The following is an 18,245-nucleotide window of genomic DNA, read 5'->3' as shown; positions in this document are numbered from 1 at the left end:
GTTTGTTAATTGTTAATTAGTTTTAGGTATGTAATGAAATCGAAAATTCTTAAAACGAGTGCCTTCTGAGGCTTTTCCTGCTGGAATTAGTGTAATATGCTCGGATTGTAAATCTGTTATTTTTCCATTAATTTCTCCATCCTTACGTTTTGTATAGATAACTTTTTCATCTGTATTATACTCCCAAGTCCCAATTATAAAGGAGTTGTCTTCATTATAGAGAAGATATTCACCATTCTGTTTGAATTCATAGTCGTTATTAGGAGATTGTGGAAGTCCTTCAATTTTTTTTCCATTAGCTGTTCCATAATCCAATTTCCAACGTTGGAAAAATTTTTCTGGCAATTCGGAATTTTTCTGAGCTTTACAAGAATTTGTAAAGACTAAAGCTCCTAATATTAATATCAATTTGAATATTTTTTTCACAACTTTAAATTGATTTCAAAAAACCTATTTTTTCATCACTTTGGTTAAAATACCAAAAACACTTCTAATAAAGGTAGCACTGGTCAAAACTTTAACCACAGGATTCATTCTTGTGCTTCTTCGAGTTGAAGAAGTTTTTTTGTTAGATTCCGCTTTTTTCAATGCCTCTTTTTCTTGTCTAGCCTTTTCTTTGGCCTCTTCAGCCTCGGCGCGTTCTATTTTATCGTTCAGCATCTCATAGGCACTTTCCCGATCGACAGTTTCGTTGTATTTTTTTACCAATTTTGACTTTGAAAGCAGTTGACTCAATTCGGCATCGGTCAATACATCCATTCTGCTCATTGGGGCACGCATCATGGTTGCAGCCAGTGGGGTGGGGCGACCTTTTTCATCCAAAGTGGAAACCAAAGCCTCGCCAATACCCAATGAGGTTAAAACATCGGTGGTGTCGTAATAATCTGAATCTGGATAATTTTGGGCAGTTAGCTTAATGGCCTTTCTGTCTTTAGCGGTAAATGCCCTAAGAGCGTGTTGTATTTTTAAACCTAACTGACTTAAAACGGCTTCTGGTACATCGGTTGGGTTTTGGGTGACAAAATACAGACCAACTCCTTTACTTCTAATGAGTTTTACAATGCTTTCAATTTGATTTAACAATGCTTTTGAAGCTTCGTCAAAAATTAGATGGGCTTCATCAATAAACATGATGAGCTCCGGCCTGTCGGTATCACCTTGCTCAGGGAATGTGGAATAGATTTCCGCCAATAGGCTCAGCATAAAGGTTGAAAACAGTTTTGGGCGATCCTGTATATCGGTCAGTCTGATGATATTGATATAGCCACGTCCGTTTTCATCAATGCGAAGCAAATCTTGAACATCAAAAGAGGTTTCGCCAAAAAATAAATCGGCACCTTGTTGTTCAAGCTCTACAATTTTTCTTAAAATGGCACCTGTTGAGGCTGTGGAAATTCTACCATAAGCATCGTCGAATTCTTTTTTGCCTTCATCAGTGGCGTATTGCAATATTTTTTTGAAATCCTTTAAATCTAAAAGAGGCAGTTTATTGTCGTCACAATATTGAAAAATAACGGCAACAACACCAGATTGGGCTTCGCTTAAATCTAAAATCCGTGATAGCAAAACTGGGCCAAATTCACTTATGGTGGCCCTTAACCTCACGCCATCTTGTTCCGAGAGGGTTAATATTTCAACAGGAAACGATTTGGCTTCAAAAGGCAAGCCTATTTTTTCGTGGCGTTCGTCAATTTTTGGATGTCCCGGGCTTGGCTGTGCTAAACCACTCAAATCACCTTTTATGTCCATCAACAATACGGGAATACCTTTATCACTTAAGTTTTCGGCCAAAACCTGCAACGATTTTGTTTTTCCGGTACCAGTTGCCCCGGCAATTAGCCCGTGGCGGTTCATGGTTTTTAATGGGATTTTTACATGCGCCCCAGTAATAGTTTCACCATCCAACATCGCGGCACCAACAGGTATAAAATCGCCTTTGGTTGTATTGCCCTCAGTTATATATTTAAAAAATTCTTCTGTTTTGCCCATACGCGTAATTTTTTATAAAAATAGATAATAAACTCATCAAGTTCCAAAAAATCAAAATCCAAATTCCAAAGTAGGTGCTCAATAATAAATCTTCAGGCTTCGTGCTTCTGTCTTCGGTCAAAAAAAGTATCTTTGCACACTTATGAATTTACAGATACAAGAATTGGTAAACAAAGGCGAAATGTTGCCGCTTATGGAAGAGTTTTACACCATACAGGGTGAAGGATTCCACAAAGGCACTGCGGCCTATTTTGTTCGGATTGGCGGTTGCGATGTGGGCTGCCATTGGTGCGATGTTAAAGAAAGTTGGAATGCCGAATTGCACCCACCCACCGAAACTTCTAAAATTGTTGAAAACGCCAAAAAATATAGTGATACCATCGTAGTAACAGGTGGCGAACCGTTGACTTGGGACATGACTACGCTGACCGCAAAACTAAAGGCCGAAGGCATGCAGATTCATATCGAGACTTCAGGAGCTTATAAATTAACAGGTACTTGGGACTGGATTTGCCTGTCTCCCAAGAAAATGAAGTTGCCCACAGAGGAAATTTACAGTAAGGCCGATGAACTAAAAATGATTGTTTATAACAAAGACGATTTTCGCTTTGCTGAAGAACAGGCTGCCAAAGTAAACAAAAACTGTATTTTGTATATGCAGCCCGAATGGAGCAAACGTGATAAGATGATTCCTGAAATTGTGGATTACGTGATGAAACACCCCAAGTGGAAAGTGTCGTTACAAACCCACAAGTATTTAAATATACCATAAATGAAAAGCCCTGAGAATTCAAGGCTTTTTTTATGGTCATGCTGAACTTGATTCAGTATCTCATCAAATATTTCTATTTTAAGGGAACAGCAACTCTGGTCGTACCCCAAGCTAAATACATATTATCATCGGCAAAAGCAATTGAAAACGCTTCAACTGCATCTCCACTAGAAACAAGAGCTTTTACACGCAAGACATCATTGTCTTCTTTATAGCCGTAGGCTCCCCAAACATCAGTGTCTTTGCTCAATATTATTGTCCATTCGGTTTCGCCGGGAATGGTATATAGAGAGTAAGTGCCTGCCTTTACTTCCTTCCCTCCAAATTTAGTGTCCTTATAAAATTTAATTTCGGTGGCCTCATTTGCTCCAGTTCTCCAAACTTTTCCCATTGGAGCTAAGGTACTCATGTCTCTACCATTAAGTTGCGGACGGCTGTAAATAACTTTTATCATGGGCGGTGCATTGCGGTCTGTTTTATAATAGGCAATGTCTAGCGGACTTTTATCAAGTTTTGCAAACTTTTGGGCATTGGCCTGAATTGAAAATACTAAGGTAAATGCTAAAACAATGGTTGGGATAAGCGCTGGCTTTTTCATATTCTTTTAATTATTAGTTTAAGTTTTAAAGTTAATGGTTAATTGTCTTAAAATAACGTTAAAGCTGTATGCAAGTGTTAAATTTTGCTTTTTTGACCGATTTTATGGATTGTTTCTTAAAATCCCTAATGAAAAAGACCTTGATGTAAAGTAGAAGATATGTTCCCTAGAAAATTGCGTATTTTTATAGGTGAACTTTAAAAGTACACCTTCTGATGAAAACACCGGTAAAGTTGAAAAAAATGAAACTTCTACGTTTTGGGCGCGATTTTAAACCCGACCAAGAAGTTATTTTAAGAGATTATTTGGCCATAGAACGTACCCGTTTGGCCAACGAGCGCACTTTGTTGTCTTACATCAGGTCTTCATTGTATTTGCTTTTAGGAAGTATTGCGCTTTTTCAAATAAAAACTTACCCTGATTTTCAGTATTTAGCGGTTACGGCTTTGGTTTTTAGCATTATATTTTTTTCTATTGGGGTGTACCGGTTTGTTCTATTAAAGCGAAGTTTGAAAAAGCTTTACTACATGTCTGAGGTCATTGAAAATGAAAGTAAAAAGGAATAGCTGATTTTTTGCGTTTTTACCATTCTCTAATTTTTCCTCGATGCCAAAAATGGCCACTTTCAGGATTGCTAATTAATAAATTTCTAATATCCTTAGCAACATCTGTTGGTTTTCTTGAAGCATCACTTCCACCCATATCTGTTTGAGTCCACCCTGGGTCAAAAGAAGAAACAATGATATTTTGTTTTTCAAGTCTTTTTGCCAACAGCTTTGTGTACATATTCAATGCGGACTTAGACATTTTATAGTGTGGTTGAAATTCATCAAAATTCTTTTCGCTGAACGAACCCCAATCTGAAGTAATATTGATAATTTGTCCGTTATCATTAAAATTAGAAATTAGCTTTTCAGTAAGCTCAATAGTTCCGAATAGATTCACATTAAATGTCTGTTTTAAATGGTCTAGGTTTATTGCAGATTCATTCCAGTTTTCCAATAAAATACCAGCATTATTAACAAGAAAATCAATTTTTATATTTCTAATGTCCTTAATGAAGTTGGCTATCGATTCACTTTCAGAAAGATTTAGTCTATAACATTCAAAGTTTGGCTTTGAAATGGAACAATTACCTGAAGTTGAGGTGCCAATAATTTTTATATTATCATTGGTCAATAAGTCAACCGTGGCTAATCCAATGCCCCTGCTACATCCAGTTATTATTCCAGTTTTCATTTTCGTTTAGGTTTTTCAATATGCGAGTTTAAATGAATTATATATTGTCTCCATCCTTTTTATTGTTTGTCTAAGCCAGCATGCCAAGTGTCCATGCATATTTTCCAAATGCCATTTTCTTGTTTTCTCCAAGTGGCCACATATATTCCTCGATTATGGGAGGTGTCTTTTGTTTTTCTGTTTACAAAATATTCATTGTAACCTCCAATTGTAATAACTTGATTTTTACTAATTATCATTTCTGGTTCATCAAAACTCTCTAGGCCTAATGAAAACATTTTTAAATAGTTATTCCATTCAATCTTTCTGTCTTCAACACCTTTCTGTAATTTTCCAGAAGGTGTGAGTCTTAAAAAGTCGTCTTCAAAATATTTAAAAAATTCATCTGTACCCTCTCCGTAAGAGTAATACATTTCATTGTATGTCGTTAAAACTTGATTCATAATATCTTCCTGATTAACCCTTTTTTCAGAACAACTCGTCACAATAAGAATTCCTATAATTAGTGCCGTTAATTTTTTCATAGATTTTATTTTTTGGTTAAAAATTATTTAAATGAATATACATGTCATTATAAAATGGTTTTCTTTTTCATTTTTAAATTAAGGGCAACTGTCCAAGAGAGTATCAGAATGAAAGCTGCTTTTTGTACCAAAGGCGAGTATTCTATCAAGTTTTCATTATAGTAGAACAAATTATTCATGCCCACAATTGCCATACAGAATATTCCAAATACTTTGAAAAAAGTGAATTTGTTTTTATGAAGTGCCCTAATCATTCCAATAATAACCACAACACCGCATATACTTAGAATGGTAGTCATGACGTCATGAAATTTTGTGAAAATGAAAACTGCCGACAACATTCCCAACGCACCAGAAATTTTTATAGTTAAATTCCAATTTCTGTTTTTTTCAAAGTAGTCTGCAAATTGAAAGAAGAAAAATGTCATACTGATGCAAAGCATACTTATTGCACCAATGGCAACCGGTCTTGCATTGTTTTTGAGGCCATTTATACCATTTTCGCGCATTAAGTTACACCAATAGTTATTGCTCCAATCAAACCCTACAGAGTTTACATCAAATTGTGAACCTCCAGGATATAATGTAGCAGCATAAATGTAAAGTATGATGAAAATCAAAATCCCTATAGTGGGCAAAAATCTAAATGATTCTTTGGCGTTTATCATTTTTTTTTCACTTTCAATAAATGTGTTCCATCTCGCTATATGCCAACTTTTATTCCACTTATCTGGAAAATAAAAAGGGATATCCCAAGTTTTAGGCTGCGTTCTTCTGTAAATATAACCTATAATTTGCTATAAAAAAATCCCGACAAAAACGGTCGGGATTTTTACTTGGTATGGTTTTATGCGAATTAAGTGATCTACTTGCGTATTACTTTTACATTCATTTCTTCTACCTTTTTATCGGACAATAAAGAAGGTGCGCCAAACAACAAATCATCGCTCGTACCTGTTTTTGGGAACGCCATCACTTCCCTAATTGATGATTTTTTCTCTAAAATCATCATCAATCTATCTACACCCCAAGCAATCCCACCGTGCGGTGGTGCCCCATAATGGAAGGCTTTGTACATGGTGCCTACGCTTTTTAGCATTTCTTCTTTATTGTAACCCATGTTACGGTAGGTGGCCTCTAAAATTTCAGGTTTGTGAGCCCGCACCGAACCGCCGCCAATTTCGTAGCCGTTTAAGATTAAATCGTATTGCTGCGCGATGATACTTCCGATTTCTTCCTCTTTGCCATTCATATGTTTTTCAATGTCGTAAATGGCTGGCATGGAGAACGGGTTGTGGGTAAAGGTCCAACGGCCTTCATCGGTTTTTTCAAACATTGGAAAATCAATAACCCATGCAGGTCTCAATTCCTTCGGGTTGATTAATTTCAACATACTACCCAATTCCTGACGAACGGCATCCAAGGCTTTGTTGGCCGTGGCATAATCGGCAGCCGAGAAAAACACAATATCACCTACTTGAGCGTTGGTGGTTTTAATGATTCCTGCGGCAATATCTTCACCTAAAAACTTGATAATGGGCGACTGCAAATCGTTTTCGTTTACAATAATATAGGCCAAACCTCCCAAACCGTGTTGTTGGGCTATGGCGGTCAGTTTTTCAATTTGCCCTTTTGATAAACGCTTTTTGCCTTGGTCTTCAGCCGAAACTTTAATGCATTTTACAATACCGCCATCGTCAATAGGTTTACTAAATACTTGGAATGTGGTATCCTTTACAATTTCGGTAATGTCTTGAAGTTTTAAACCGAATCGTAAATCGGGTCTATCACAGCCATAGCTGTCCATAGTTTCTTTATAGGTCAATACTTCAAACTGACGCAAAATCCATTTGTTTCCATATATTTTGGTGACAATTTCATTAAACATTTTGGTGTTTAAATCTATAATTTGCTGCATACTGGCAAAGGCCATTTCAATATCCAATTGCGTGAATTCCGGTTGGCGGTCGCCACGGGAATCTTCATCCCTAAAACAACGGGCAATCTGGAAATACTTTTCGTAGCCACTAACCATCAACATTTGTTTAAACTGCTGTGGTGCTTGTGGCAAGGTATAAAACGCACCTGCCTGTTTTCTTGATGGCACGATGAATTCGCGTGCACCTTCATCGGTTCCAGCACTTAAAATTGGCGTTTCAATTTCCAAGAAATTTTCTTCATCCAAAATGTCGCGCAACAGTTTGATGACTTTGTGGCGGTTTACAATCACACGGCGCACATCGTCATTTCTGTGGTCTAAAAACTTATACTGGAAACGTACGTTCTCGTTGGACTTGGTGGCTCGTTTTATTTCAAAAGGAAGTGTTCTAGATAGGTTTAACGTATCTAAATTGGTGGCTTCCAATTCAATTTTTCCTGTTCTTAACGCAGGGTTATAATCGTCCTCTTTACGTTGAACGATGGTTCCTGAAACACTAATAACCGATTCGGGTTTTAGTTTTACCAATTCGTCCAAATTTGGGAACGATTCCCTGCTCAAACGCACTTGGAATTTCTCGGTACTTGAATCGCGCAAATCGATAAAAATAAGTTCACCATGGTCGCGCACACTTGATACCCATCCTGAAAAAGTTACCTTTTCAGAAATACTTTCATCGGAAATATCGGTGATGAGATGTGTTCTGTATTCGTCTTTTACAACAATAGGAATTTGCGGTAGAGCCTCTTCCTCTTTTTTTGTAGTTTGTTGTGGAGTTGTTCGTTGTTCAGTTGTACTTCCGTTTTGCGTCTTCGGGCTTATATCTTCCCCAGAAAGCGCATCCAAAATTCCCTCGCGAATCACTTTTCCAGAAGCCCCCTTACCAATAATGCCAATTACTTTTCCAACTAAAATGCCAGCTTTTCCTTGATTGCCCGCTTTAATGTCGTTGGCAATGGCTTCATTTTCTAAAATCACCTTGGCAATGGAAGCCTCTATTTTTTCTTTGGAAATGGTGTTCTCTTCAAAATATTGGTTGTAATCAAAGGTTCTATCTTTTAGGTATTTGGTAATTGCATTTTGTACCAAAACCGACGTGATTTTTTCCTCTTTGAACAACTGAAAAATTTCAATTAAATGCTCAATACGGTGAATATCGCCATAATCATCTGCACCAATATTGTTCACCAAGGTTTTGGCTACAAACGATGGATCTTTTAGCTCATCATTTATTTGCATAAAGGTTTTTGAGCGCAAGGAATCTGCCGTAAAAAACTTGGCATCCTGCGGTAAAACACCACCTTTTATTAAAATAGATTCCACAGCAAAAGGCAGTGAACTTACATCCACATCAATAGATTCTACAACGCTTTTTATATTCACAAAAGGTAAATCGGGCTCCGAAATAAAACGGTAATCGGCCTCAAATTCCTTTTTACGCATCGTTTTTGTTTGCTTTAAATCGGCATCAAAAAGTACGGTGGTTTGTTCGGGCCTAAACTCCTTGTGCTCCAAATAGTAGTTGAGTTGTTTTTCAACTTCCTCCTTTAAAGCCTCGACCATAAACTTAAACGAGTTGAGGTTTTTTATTTCGGTACGCGGATTTAAATTGTAGGTATGTTTTTTACGAAGTGAAACTGAAACATCCGATTTAAATTCCCCTTTTTCGAGGTTGGCTTCGGAAATTTTTAAATTTTGAACAATACGCTGAATGTATTGTGCGTAGGTTGAAGCATCCTCAATGTGGCGAATACAAGGTGTGGTTACAATTTCAATTAGCGGCACACCAGCTTTGTTGAAATCGACCAAAGAGATTTTCTTTTCGTGCATCAATTTTGCGGCATCTTCCTCAATATGAACTTGGGAAAGACTAACGGTAAATTGCGAGCCGTCGTTTCGGAAACACGAAATCTGCCCATCAGGAATCACTGGATTGTGAAACTGCGTAATCTGAATATTTTTCGGGTTATCTGGGTACTCGTAATGCTTTCTGTCCCAAGAAATCACTTCATTTTCAAAAGTTGATTTTACGGCTTTTCCAAAATAAATGGCTTTTTTAACAGCCTCTTTATTTACGGCAGGTAAAACGCCCATTTGCCCCGTGCAAACCGAACAGATGTTTTGGTTTGGGATGTCGGTTTCTTCGTTCGCGCACGAACAAAACAATTTTGTTTTTGTGTTCAATCGAACGTGGGTCTCCAGACCGATTACTAACTCCAGTTCGTGAGTTTTTAGTAACTCATTTAATTGTTCCAGTTCCATTATATCGTGTCTTTTAAGAAGTTAGCAAACTTCAAAACAAGTTCGTCGTTATTTTTTGCGGCGGTAATTTGCATGCCTGTTTCGGTACCTTGTGGTACGGTTAATGTTGGTAGTTGACCCAAACTAAAACCAACCGTGTAGGCATCGCTTAAATACATGGCCAGCGGGTCTTTTAAGCTGTCCCCAATTTTTGGCGGTGTACTTGGAGTTACAGGTGAAATGATGATATCCACCTCGTTAAAATCTTTTTCAAAATTGTTGGAAATGGCGTCGCGAAGTGCCAATCCTTTTAAATAAATTTCATCTGAAAATCCTTGGGAGAGCACTTGGTTTCCACCGACAATTCTGCGTTTTGTTTCTTCCGAAAAATTTTCAGAGCGTGTTACTGCATAGGTTTCTTTTAGGTTTTCAGATTCAATACGGTTGCCGTAATTAGTGCCATCCAACCGTGATAGGTTAGATGCCGTTTCAGCCATGGCTAAGGTATAATATGTCGAAACCAAGGTGTTTGATTCAAAGAAATCCAATGCTTTTACTTCAATGCCTTTGGCTTTTATTTTTTCAATGGCGGCTAAAAAGTCAGATTTCACCTTGCTGTCAATAGCTTCACTTTCAATAAAGTTTTTAAAGTAACCAACTGTTTTAATGCCCTCTGAAGTTGCTATGCTCTCTTCCGAAATAGACTCAGAAGCATAGGTGGTTTGGTCTTTGGCATCTTGTCCGCTCATCACATTCAAAACAATGCGAATATCTTCAACCGATTTGGCAATTGGGCCAACGCAGTCGGTTGATGAAGCATAAGCCATCAATCCGTAGCGGGAAATACGTCCATATGTAGGTTTCAAACCATAAACATGGTTGTATCCAGCAGGTTGTCGCACCGAACCTCCCGTATCGCCACCGATGGAAAATACGGTGTAATCCAACGCTACATTAACCGCAGAACCACCACTGGAACCACCACCAACCAACTCTGGTTTAATAGCGTTTTTAACGGCACCAAAAATGGTGTTTTCACTCGAAGAACCATGACCAAAACTATCGCAGTTTTCTTTCACTACCGGAATGGCGCCGGCATCCAACAACTTTTGAATGGCCGTTGCGGTGTAAGCCGATTTGTAGTTTTTAAGTAATTCTGAACTGGCAGTAGTGATGGTGCCTTGAACCATATACACGTCTTTTATGCCAAAAGGAATACCTTCAAGCAACCCGATGGTTTCGCCATTTGCAATTTTAACATCTACTTTTGCGGCCAAATCCAATGCCATTTTGTCGAGCAGAGAATTGACCGTGTTGTGTGTGTTCTGTTTTAGAAAGTTGAGTTTCTGCTGTACTAAATCCGTACATGTGATTTCCTTGTTCACCAATTGTTGATGAATCTTATGTATTTGAGAGGCCATAATTATTCTTCTATAACTTTAGAAACCACCAAGTAGCCGTTTTTTTCTTTTGGAAAGTTTTCGATGATGATTTTCTTTTCGATTTCTGAACTGTGAATTACCACATCGTCTCGTAAACTATCAAAAGACACGCTATTACGATTAATGGATGCATTATCATTTGACGCGTTGGCATTTTTAATTACTTCAAATAACTTGTTTACCGCCTCACTGGGCTGTGCTCCTTTAATGCTCGACAATACATCGACTGTCATAATTTTGCTCATGTCTTAAATTTTTAGATTAAAAAAAGCCTTCCACATTAGGAAGGCTTTTACATATTTTATAAACAATAACCTTCCTGACCCTAAAAATTAGGATTATTGAAATTATTATTGTTATTATTGTTTTTCATCTTGTTGCGCCTCAAAGATATGCAAATATTCATAGTCTGCTCAATTTTATTTGCATGCTATTTCACAATTAACAATTTCACAAAAAAAATGATTTTAATTTTAAGGTTTTAAAAGGAATCAATCTATTTGTTCGTTTTATATTAACCTATGAAATAATAAATTGTAAGTAAGTCAAAGGATTTAATGGTTTTTACAAGGTTATTTAGTCAACCTCATTGTGCTCATAGTAGAACAATCTTAGCAAGTCTAATACATATTCAATAAACGAAACGGCACCAATAAAATGGTGCCGTTTCGTTAAAAAATGCGCATATCAAACTATTAATTTATCGCTATCCTTGCTTCAAAATTTGAAACACAAATGGTCTGTTGTGTTTCATAATTATAAAGTGTCACGTTTGTAGTTACTTTTATAGTTACTGTAGAGCCATCGTTCGAAATGTCTACCACACCTTCAAGATTGGTGTAGCTCACATATTGATTGCCTTGGGCATCAATATAGTAAACAAATACTGAGTTGGCGGACCATGAATCCCCAGTAATGGAATAGTCGCCGGATTCCAAGTCGGCGTTAAAAATGTTCATGCCCAAATCGGGTTCTTCATCAACTGCATTGGCAGGGTGAGCGCCTACCTGCCAATAAGTGCCAATATAGTCATCATTTACTTCGTAACCATAGATGTCGGTACCTGAAAAGTTTTGGTCATTGTTGCAATTAGTGTGAATTGCTGCCCTTAAGTATACTAGGGTAGCACCGTCGTCCTCGCTACAATTGTAAAAGGAAAAAATAAGAAGAATTGAGAGTGAGAGTAATAGCTTTTTCATTTTTGTTGATTTTAAGATTAAAACATGTTGGTTAATAGAATAATCTAGTTAAGTTAGCCAAATTACCCCTAAAATGCTCCAGTTTTTTGAGGATGTCAATTATCTGGACTTTATTATGGGATGCGAGTAATCCCGGTGAATTCTAAAAAATGGGGGACCTGAAAAATCATAAATCATTTTTAAGGTATTCCTTTTTGTATTGAAAAGGTGTTTTTCCTGTTTCTTTCTTGAAGATGTTAAAAAATGCCGATCTAGAATTAAAGCCAGCTTCAAGACCAATGGCCACCATAGTGTATTTTGAAAACTCTGGATTTGATAAATAGTTTTGAGCTTCCTTTGCCCTTAAGCTGTGAACGTAATCTGAAAAGCTTGTATCAAGATGGCTATGAATGATTCTTGACAAATAGCTGGGGCTTAATTTGAGATGGTCGGCCACACTTTCCAACGATAAATTAGAATCCAAATAAGCCTTTTCGTTTATCAGATAATTTTCAAAATCTTTAATATTTTGGTTGGTGTGCGATGCTTTTTTGTCGTTTTTTTCATTGGTGTTGATGTAGTTCCTAATTTTAAGCCTTTCTTTTATTATGCCATGTTTATAGACGCCAATATGCCCAAAAAGGTATATCGTTACTGCCATTGGAATCCAGAGGTAATAAAAGTGATTTTCTTTAATGCTCGAAGTGAAAATATTTACATAAGTCAAATACCCCCAAACAAAAACAAAAACGTAAATGAAGATGAGCATAGTTTTTAACCAGGTTAATCCTGGACGAATAAATTTTAAATCAAACTTTTCTTTTGAAGCGCCATACTTAAACACTTTAACCATTAAAATTCCTATAAGGACTATGGAATAAAAAACAGAAAAAATTTCGTTGAAGTAAATCCAAAATTTAAAGGTAGAGGTAATTGTCTCCATTGCTTCTATGCCAAACAAAATGAAAGCCTTGTATGCAATAAAAACTGAAAGAAATAAGACAAAAGGCAAGAACAGTAGCTTGTCTGTTAGCGAAAATTTATAGGACGGATTTAAAAAATAAATCACATAAAAATAAATGAGGACAGGGATAATAGAGGCAAAAGGTAGAAAAAGGTACCTATAGGCTTCTGTTAATGATATTAGACCGATATCTGGAAGAATATAGATGAGTATACTCGCTGAATAACAGAAAATTAAGCCAGTAAGAAATAATGTGCTTTTCGATTGGTATTTTTTGGAGCATAACACAACGGCAACAAAAATGAATCCTTGCAAAATACCCGCTATAATGATAATATTATAAATATTGAAATTCATGGTTGGTTAAATTTCATATTAAATATACATAATTAATCGTGCAAGTATCTGGAAATCACCCAATGAACTTGTTTTTTTGGGATTCATATATTTACATGAGTTGAATTATTTTTATTGAAACAGATACCGTTTCACCGCCTAAAATTTTATACTTTTCCTATTTTTAAAACATGAAATTCAAGCTGTCAACCACCCATTTTCAATTGCCGTTAAAACACCCATTCACCATTTCCAGGCATACCATAAATGTTCAAGACGCTCTCATCGTGTCAATTTCAGATGGTATAACAACAGGATTTGGTGAAGCAACGGTAAATGCTTATTATGGCACTACTATCGAAGATTTAAAATCTTCAATCGAAAATGTGAAGACCGAAATTTTGACTCAAATGGGGAAGCATCCAGAAGTACTCTGGCAACATATTGAACCCAATCTAAAACATAACTATTTTGCTCTTTCAGCCATTGATTGTGCTTATTGGGATTATTTTGCTAGAAAAAATCAGCGAACACTGAGAAGTTACTGGATTACAAAAGAAAGACGTGAGCCAAAAACCAATTACACCATCGGTATTGATGGTATTTCGGTAATGATTGAAAAAATCAAGCAAAAACCATGGCCGATTTATAAAATTAAATTAGGGGTTGGTAACGATTTGGAAATAATGAGGCAATTGCGACAAGTGACTAACGCCGTATTTAGAGTTGATGCCAATTGCGCTTGGGAAGTGGAGGAGGCCATTCAAAATTCAAAAACATTGAAGGAATTGGGTGTTGAATTTATAGAACAACCGCTTCGTGGCGATAATTGGGAAGGGATGAAGATTTTAAGAGAAAAAGGAGCGCTTCCAATTATAGCAGATGAAAGTTGCCAAAAGGTAGAAGATATCCAAAAATGCGCTGAATTTTTTGACGGTATTAATATCAAATTAATGAAATGTGGCGGCATCACCCCGGCCTTAAAAATGATTCAAAAGGCTAGGGAGCTAAACTTAAAAATCATGGCTGGTTGCATGACAGAATCTTCAATAGGCATTTCAAACTTGGTACAACTAGCTCCGCTTTTGGATTATATAGATGCGGATGGAGCCATGCTTTTGGCAACGGATATTGCTTCAGGGGCTCAATTTCAAAACGGTGAAATTATATTTCCAGAAGGTTATGGCTCTGGATCTGAATTGCTCTAATTGATGTCTAGAACGGATTAATTTAACGAAATCTGGTACTGCATTACTGCCATTCCCTTATAGTCTTTTTGTTGTAAAGTGTTCGCATCAAATATTGGACGATGTTGGTAACCAAGGCTTATCTTGTCTTTATGCGAGCCGTTCACAAAAAAGTTAACGGTAAAATCATAAACGGTCATGCTATCATTCAAAGCGTCCCAATCAGAATGCTGTATGGCAATATTGGGTTGAATCACCGCCATGTGGTTGAGAATTTTGGTTTGCTTAAACGCATAGCCAAACTGTCCGTACCAAGTGGTGCCTGTGCCAATCATTGGAAAGGCTACACCGGAACCATTAAAATCTGTTCCGCCGCCCGTTGTGGGATTGTTGGCACCAACATTTCTAATGTAGTCTTTTCCAAAATCATAACTGTAATAACCTAAATAAGCGGTTATGGCATTACCGTTGGCCAATGGAAGGTTTAAAAAAGAGTCCGCGGAAAAATGTGAAATATCATAAATATTTGTTTCAGGAAGATTGGCATCTCCATCACTCATAGCATCGGGTTGAAATTGAAATCCAGCCCCAATATTAAAAACCTTTTTAGTTTGCATGTACGTACCAACTTGATAGGCAGATTTGTTGGATTCGTGTTCAAAGAACTGATATTTTACATAAGCCGATGTTTTTACCCTCGGTTTGTTATTTGCAAAGTTTACAACACCGTTTGGAATGGCGGTTACAAAGAAAGGCCTATTAAAGGCCATTCTATAATCGAATTTTCCTGCTTGACCTTTAACCCAAAAACCGAATAAGCGCCCTATATCATCATTTATCTCAACAGAGTTTAGGGTGAAAAGTGGCGAATCAAGGCCCATTAATGTACTGCTAGATCGGATGTTCCAACGGCTCAAGCCCTGCCAGCCCGATTTGCCCAGCCCGATTTCAAAATATTTAGCAAAGGAGTATTCGGCATATAAATCTAAAACTTCAAGTGGGAAATCCTTTCCTTTAAAGTTATAGTTATTGCCACCAAAAATGGCATACACATAAACTTTAGGGGAAATCTGTGAAGATACGGGAATTCGCAATCTTCGGATAGATATATCAAGAAACTCGGATGTGGGCTCGCCATGGATTACAGAGCCATCGTTTAGCTCAGAATATCTCAACCAAAATTGAGAGGTGAGGTTCCATTTGAAGGTTGGTTTAAATTCTTCATTTTGACCAATTAGTAGCGCCGGGGAAATTAGAGCTATGGAGAATAACCATAGTATTAAAGCTCTTTTTTTTAGTATCATGTAACGTTTATTTCTGAAATTCAAGGCAAAGTTAGGCGGAATGAATATACTAAAAAGTGACATACATCATGTTAAAGAATAAATTTCCAATTATCAAAGCTTGAATTAAAGTTGCGTTTTTTTATGATTTTTGAGGTAGGTTTTTCCTGATTTTTTAATTGATAAAAACTTCGAAAAAGCCGCTGTGCCGATTTTTGTTAATGTCGGTGTTTTGTTAAATCGTTAAAAATGGTCAATATCCATTTTAAGGTACTTTTTAGACGATTTAAGACATTTTCAAGTAATTAACAAATGTTGATAATTTTATACTTTAGTCGATAAAATGCTTTATAATGGGGTGGAAATTTCGTATATTTGTTTGTGTTCAAGGGTCCCGAAAACGGGATTTTTTTGTGAGATACAACTAAACTTAAAATAAGATAAAATTTAGGATATGAGCGAAGCAAAAGAAGAATTTAACAAGCATAACTATTCGGCAGATAGCATTCAGGCTTTAGAGGGCATGGAACATGTGCGCATGCGTCCGTCTATGTACATTGGAGACGTTGGTACGCGTGGTCTGCACCATTTGGTTTATGAGGTGGTAGACAACTCTATTGATGAGGCTTTGGCTGGGCACTGTAACAATATTACGGTCACCATAAATGAGGACAACTCTATTACTACTGAAGATGACGGACGTGGTATCCCTGTGGATTTGCACAAAAAGGAAGGCGTGTCTGCGCTCGAAGTTGTAATGACCAAGATAGGTGCCGGGGGTAAGTTTGATAAAGATTCTTATAAAGTTTCTGGTGGATTGCACGGTGTAGGTGTTAGTTGTGTTAATGCTTTGTCCCAACATTTAAAGGCTACCGTTTACAGAAATGGGCAAATTTGGGAGCAAGAATATGAGCGTGGAAAGGCGCTTTATCCGGTAAAATCAATTGGTGAAACTGAAAAAAGAGGTACAGTGGTTACCTTCAAACCGGATCCGATTATTTTTACCCAAACACTTGAATATAGTTATGATACTTTAGCGAGTAGACTTCGCGAGTTGGCCTTCCTTAACAAAGGCATTACGGTTCATTTAGTTGATAAGAGAACGAAAAAAAGTGATGGTACTTTTGAGGGTGAAACATTTCATTCAAAAGAAGGTCTAACAGAATTTGTGAGATATCTTGATGCAACCAGAGAACCTTTGATGAAAGATGTTATTGCGTTTGAAGGTGAAAAAAATGATATCCCTGTTGAAGTAGCGATGGTTTATAATACCTCTTATGCAGAGAACCTTCATTCTTATGTAAATAATATTAACACCCATGAAGGTGGTACACATTTGTCTGGTTTCCGTCGTGGTTTAACTCATACGCTTAAAAAGTATGCTGATGAGTCAGGATTATTAAAAAACTTAAAATTTGAAATAGCGGGTGATGATTTCCGAGAGGGATTAACGGCTATTATTTCAGTAAAAGTTGCAGAACCGCAATTTGAAGGACAAACCAAAACCAAATTAGGTAACCGTGAGGTTTCAGCTTCGGTAAGCCAAGCAGTTTCAGAAATGCTAACCGATTATCTTGAAGAACATCCTGACGATGCCAAGACCATTGTTCAAAAGGTGATTTTGGCTGCACAAGCACGTCACGCAGCACAAAAGGCACGTGAGATGGTGCAACGTAAAACTGTTATGAGCATTGGTGGTTTGCCGGGTAAATTATCGGATTGTTCAGAGCAAGACCCTGCAAAATGTGAGGTGTTTTTGGTAGAGGGTGATTCTGCAGGTGGTACTGCAAAACAAGGTAGGGATAGAAATTTCCAAGCTATTTTACCGCTTCGTGGAAAAATCTTGAATGTTGAAAAGGCTATGACCCACAAAGTGTTTGAGAACGAAGAAATAAAAAACATTTTTACGGCTTTGGGGGTTACTATTGGGACAGAAGAAGATAGCAAAGCGTTGAACCTTTCTAAACTTCGCTATCATAAAATTGTCATTATGTGTGATGCCGATATTGATGGTAGCCATATAGCGACTTTAATTTTAACGTTCTTTTTCCGATATATGAAGGAGCTTATTGAAAATGGGCATGTGTATATCGCAACTCCGCCATTGTACTTAGTCAAAAAAGGCAACAAAAAAGCTTATGCTTGGAATGACAAGGAACGTGATGCACTGGTTGAGGAATTTGGAGGGTCGGCCAACATTCAGCGCTACAAAGGTCTGGGAGAGATGAATGCCGAACAACTTTGGGACACTACCATGAATCCTGAGTTCAGAACACTGCGTTCGGTTCAAATAGATAACGGATCTGAAGCCGATAGAATATTCTCTATGTTAATGGGCGATGAAGTACCACCACGAAGAGATTTTATTGAAAAGAACGCTATTTATGCAAATATTGATGCATAGATAATAAAGAGTAATATATAATTTAAAACACCCTTGATAGAAATATCAAGGGTGTTTTTTTGTGGCATTAATATCTATAATATCGTTAAAATGCAAATAATTTCGATTAAATGTTGTTTTTCGTGATTTTTTTCCTATGTTTGTAAAAC

General features: G+C 37.0%; 15 protein-coding genes and 2 pseudogenes. 4 read left to right on the top strand and 13 right to left on the bottom strand.

Annotated elements, in window-relative coordinates:
- Positions 1 to 12 precede the first annotated feature (12 nt).
- Both WJN01_RS00895 and WJN01_RS00890 read right to left on the bottom strand, forming a co-directional pair.
- On the bottom strand, positions 13 to 408 hold the full coding sequence (locus WJN01_RS00895) for a hypothetical protein (protein ID WP_445195288.1): 396 nt from the start codon (positions 406 to 408) through the stop codon (positions 13 to 15).
- Between the two features lie 42 nt (positions 409 to 450).
- Positions 451 to 1,989, bottom strand: coding sequence for a helicase HerA-like domain-containing protein (locus WJN01_RS00890; protein ID WP_445195287.1), 1,539 nt, complete (start codon positions 1,987 to 1,989; stop codon positions 451 to 453).
- Between the two features lie 142 nt (positions 1,990 to 2,131).
- Here WJN01_RS00890 and WJN01_RS00885 point away from each other — a divergent pair, with 142 nt between their 5' ends.
- Entirely contained in the window at positions 2,132 to 2,761 is a 630-nt protein-coding gene (locus WJN01_RS00885; RefSeq protein ID WP_445195286.1) for a 7-carboxy-7-deazaguanine synthase QueE, read from the top strand.
- 73 nt (positions 2,762 to 2,834) lie between these two features.
- On the opposite strand, the gene WJN01_RS00880 is transcribed toward WJN01_RS00885, so the two are convergent.
- A complete protein-coding gene (locus WJN01_RS00880) occupies positions 2,835 to 3,359 on the bottom strand; it encodes a DUF2911 domain-containing protein (protein ID WP_445195285.1) in 525 nt (174 codons plus the stop codon).
- 215 nt (positions 3,360 to 3,574) lie between these two features.
- Here WJN01_RS00880 and WJN01_RS00875 point away from each other — a divergent pair, with 215 nt between their 5' ends.
- Positions 3,575 to 3,925: a DUF202 domain-containing protein gene (locus tag WJN01_RS00875; protein ID WP_445195284.1), complete on the top strand. Its 351-nt coding sequence runs from the start codon at positions 3,575 to 3,577 to the stop codon at positions 3,923 to 3,925.
- 16 nt (positions 3,926 to 3,941) lie between these two features.
- Here WJN01_RS00875 and WJN01_RS00870 read toward each other — a convergent pair whose 3' ends face one another.
- The 9 genes and pseudogenes from WJN01_RS00870 to WJN01_RS00830 all read right to left on the bottom strand — a co-directional run bounded on the left by WJN01_RS00870 (position 3,942) and on the right by WJN01_RS00830 (position 13,243).
- A complete protein-coding gene (locus tag WJN01_RS00870; RefSeq protein WP_445195283.1) occupies positions 3,942 to 4,598 on the bottom strand; it encodes an SDR family NAD(P)-dependent oxidoreductase in 657 nt (218 codons plus the stop codon).
- A gap of 59 nt (positions 4,599 to 4,657) precedes the next feature.
- On the bottom strand, positions 4,658 to 5,122 hold the full coding sequence (locus tag WJN01_RS00865) for a Cif family virulence factor (protein ID WP_445195282.1): 465 nt from the start codon (positions 5,120 to 5,122) through the stop codon (positions 4,658 to 4,660).
- A 47-nt stretch (positions 5,123 to 5,169) separates the two neighbouring features.
- Positions 5,170 to 5,790, bottom strand: a complete 621-nt coding sequence (locus WJN01_RS00860) for a hypothetical protein (RefSeq protein ID WP_445195281.1) — start codon at positions 5,788 to 5,790, stop codon at positions 5,170 to 5,172.
- Between the two features lie 197 nt (positions 5,791 to 5,987).
- Positions 5,988 to 7,811: pseudogene (aspS, locus tag WJN01_RS00855) on the bottom strand (aspartate--tRNA ligase); the annotation flags it as partial.
- Between the two features lie 80 nt (positions 7,812 to 7,891).
- A pseudogene (gene gatB / locus WJN01_RS00850) lies at positions 7,892 to 9,323 on the bottom strand (Asp-tRNA(Asn)/Glu-tRNA(Gln) amidotransferase subunit GatB); the annotation flags it as partial.
- Positions 9,323 to 10,723, bottom strand: a complete 1,401-nt coding sequence (locus WJN01_RS00845; RefSeq protein WP_445195280.1) for an amidase family protein — start codon at positions 10,721 to 10,723, stop codon at positions 9,323 to 9,325. The gene WJN01_RS00845 and the pseudogene gatB, both read right to left, overlap by 1 nt.
- A 2-nt stretch (positions 10,724 to 10,725) precedes the next feature.
- The gene (locus WJN01_RS00840) at positions 10,726 to 10,989 is read right to left on the bottom strand and encodes a hypothetical protein (protein WP_445195279.1); all 264 of its coding nucleotides are present in this window, start codon (positions 10,987 to 10,989) and stop codon (positions 10,726 to 10,728) included.
- A 450-nt stretch (positions 10,990 to 11,439) separates the two neighbouring features.
- Positions 11,440 to 11,943, bottom strand: a complete 504-nt coding sequence (locus WJN01_RS00835) for a hypothetical protein (protein ID WP_445195278.1) — start codon at positions 11,941 to 11,943, stop codon at positions 11,440 to 11,442.
- 166 nt (positions 11,944 to 12,109) lie between these two features.
- Positions 12,110 to 13,243, bottom strand: coding sequence for a helix-turn-helix domain-containing protein (locus WJN01_RS00830; protein ID WP_445195277.1), 1,134 nt, complete (start codon positions 13,241 to 13,243; stop codon positions 12,110 to 12,112).
- Between the two features lie 170 nt (positions 13,244 to 13,413).
- Here WJN01_RS00830 and WJN01_RS00825 point away from each other — a divergent pair, with 170 nt between their 5' ends.
- Complete coding sequence (locus WJN01_RS00825; RefSeq protein WP_445195276.1) at positions 13,414 to 14,430, top strand: dipeptide epimerase; 1,017 nt, start codon at positions 13,414 to 13,416, stop codon at positions 14,428 to 14,430.
- A 17-nt stretch (positions 14,431 to 14,447) separates the two neighbouring features.
- Here WJN01_RS00825 and WJN01_RS00820 read toward each other — a convergent pair whose 3' ends face one another.
- Positions 14,448 to 15,713 (bottom strand): porin, encoded by a 1,266-nt coding sequence (locus tag WJN01_RS00820; protein ID WP_445195275.1) that lies wholly within the window; start codon positions 15,711 to 15,713, stop codon positions 14,448 to 14,450.
- Between the two features lie 433 nt (positions 15,714 to 16,146).
- Here WJN01_RS00820 and gyrB point away from each other — a divergent pair, with 433 nt between their 5' ends.
- The gene (gene gyrB / locus WJN01_RS00815) at positions 16,147 to 18,096 is read left to right on the top strand and encodes a DNA topoisomerase (ATP-hydrolyzing) subunit B (RefSeq protein WP_445195274.1); all 1,950 of its coding nucleotides are present in this window, start codon (positions 16,147 to 16,149) and stop codon (positions 18,094 to 18,096) included.
- Positions 18,097 to 18,245 lie beyond the last annotated feature (149 nt).

The organism is Tamlana sedimenti (genome assembly GCF_038148895.1).
GTDB lineage: Bacteria > Bacteroidota > Bacteroidia > Flavobacteriales > Flavobacteriaceae > Tamlana.
This window is presented reverse-complemented; position numbering and strand designations above follow the sequence as displayed.

Coding starts and splice junctions, on each gene's coding strand:
- WJN01_RS00890 (WP_445195287.1), bottom strand. CDS start 1,989: ATGGGCAAAACAGAAGAATTTTTTAAATATATAACTGAGGGCAATACA.
- WJN01_RS00885 (WP_445195286.1), top strand. CDS start 2,132: ATGAATTTACAGATACAAGAATTGGTAAACAAAGGCGAAATGTTGCCG.
- WJN01_RS00880 (WP_445195285.1), bottom strand. CDS start 3,359: ATGAAAAAGCCAGCGCTTATCCCAACCATTGTTTTAGCATTTACCTTA.
- WJN01_RS00875 (WP_445195284.1), top strand. CDS start 3,575: ATGAAAACACCGGTAAAGTTGAAAAAAATGAAACTTCTACGTTTTGGG.
- WJN01_RS00870 (WP_445195283.1), bottom strand. CDS start 4,598: ATGAAAACTGGAATAATAACTGGATGTAGCAGGGGCATTGGATTAGCC.
- WJN01_RS00865 (WP_445195282.1), bottom strand. CDS start 5,122: ATGAAAAAATTAACGGCACTAATTATAGGAATTCTTATTGTGACGAGT.
- WJN01_RS00860 (WP_445195281.1), bottom strand. CDS start 5,790: ATGATAAACGCCAAAGAATCATTTAGATTTTTGCCCACTATAGGGATT.
- WJN01_RS00845 (WP_445195280.1), bottom strand. CDS start 10,723: ATGGCCTCTCAAATACATAAGATTCATCAACAATTGGTGAACAAGGAA.
- WJN01_RS00840 (WP_445195279.1), bottom strand. CDS start 10,989: ATGAGCAAAATTATGACAGTCGATGTATTGTCGAGCATTAAAGGAGCA.
- WJN01_RS00835 (WP_445195278.1), bottom strand. CDS start 11,943: ATGAAAAAGCTATTACTCTCACTCTCAATTCTTCTTATTTTTTCCTTT.
- WJN01_RS00830 (WP_445195277.1), bottom strand. CDS start 13,243: ATGAATTTCAATATTTATAATATTATCATTATAGCGGGTATTTTGCAA.
- WJN01_RS00825 (WP_445195276.1), top strand. CDS start 13,414: ATGAAATTCAAGCTGTCAACCACCCATTTTCAATTGCCGTTAAAACAC.
- WJN01_RS00820 (WP_445195275.1), bottom strand. CDS start 15,713: ATGATACTAAAAAAAAGAGCTTTAATACTATGGTTATTCTCCATAGCT.
- gyrB (WP_445195274.1), top strand. CDS start 16,147: ATGAGCGAAGCAAAAGAAGAATTTAACAAGCATAACTATTCGGCAGAT.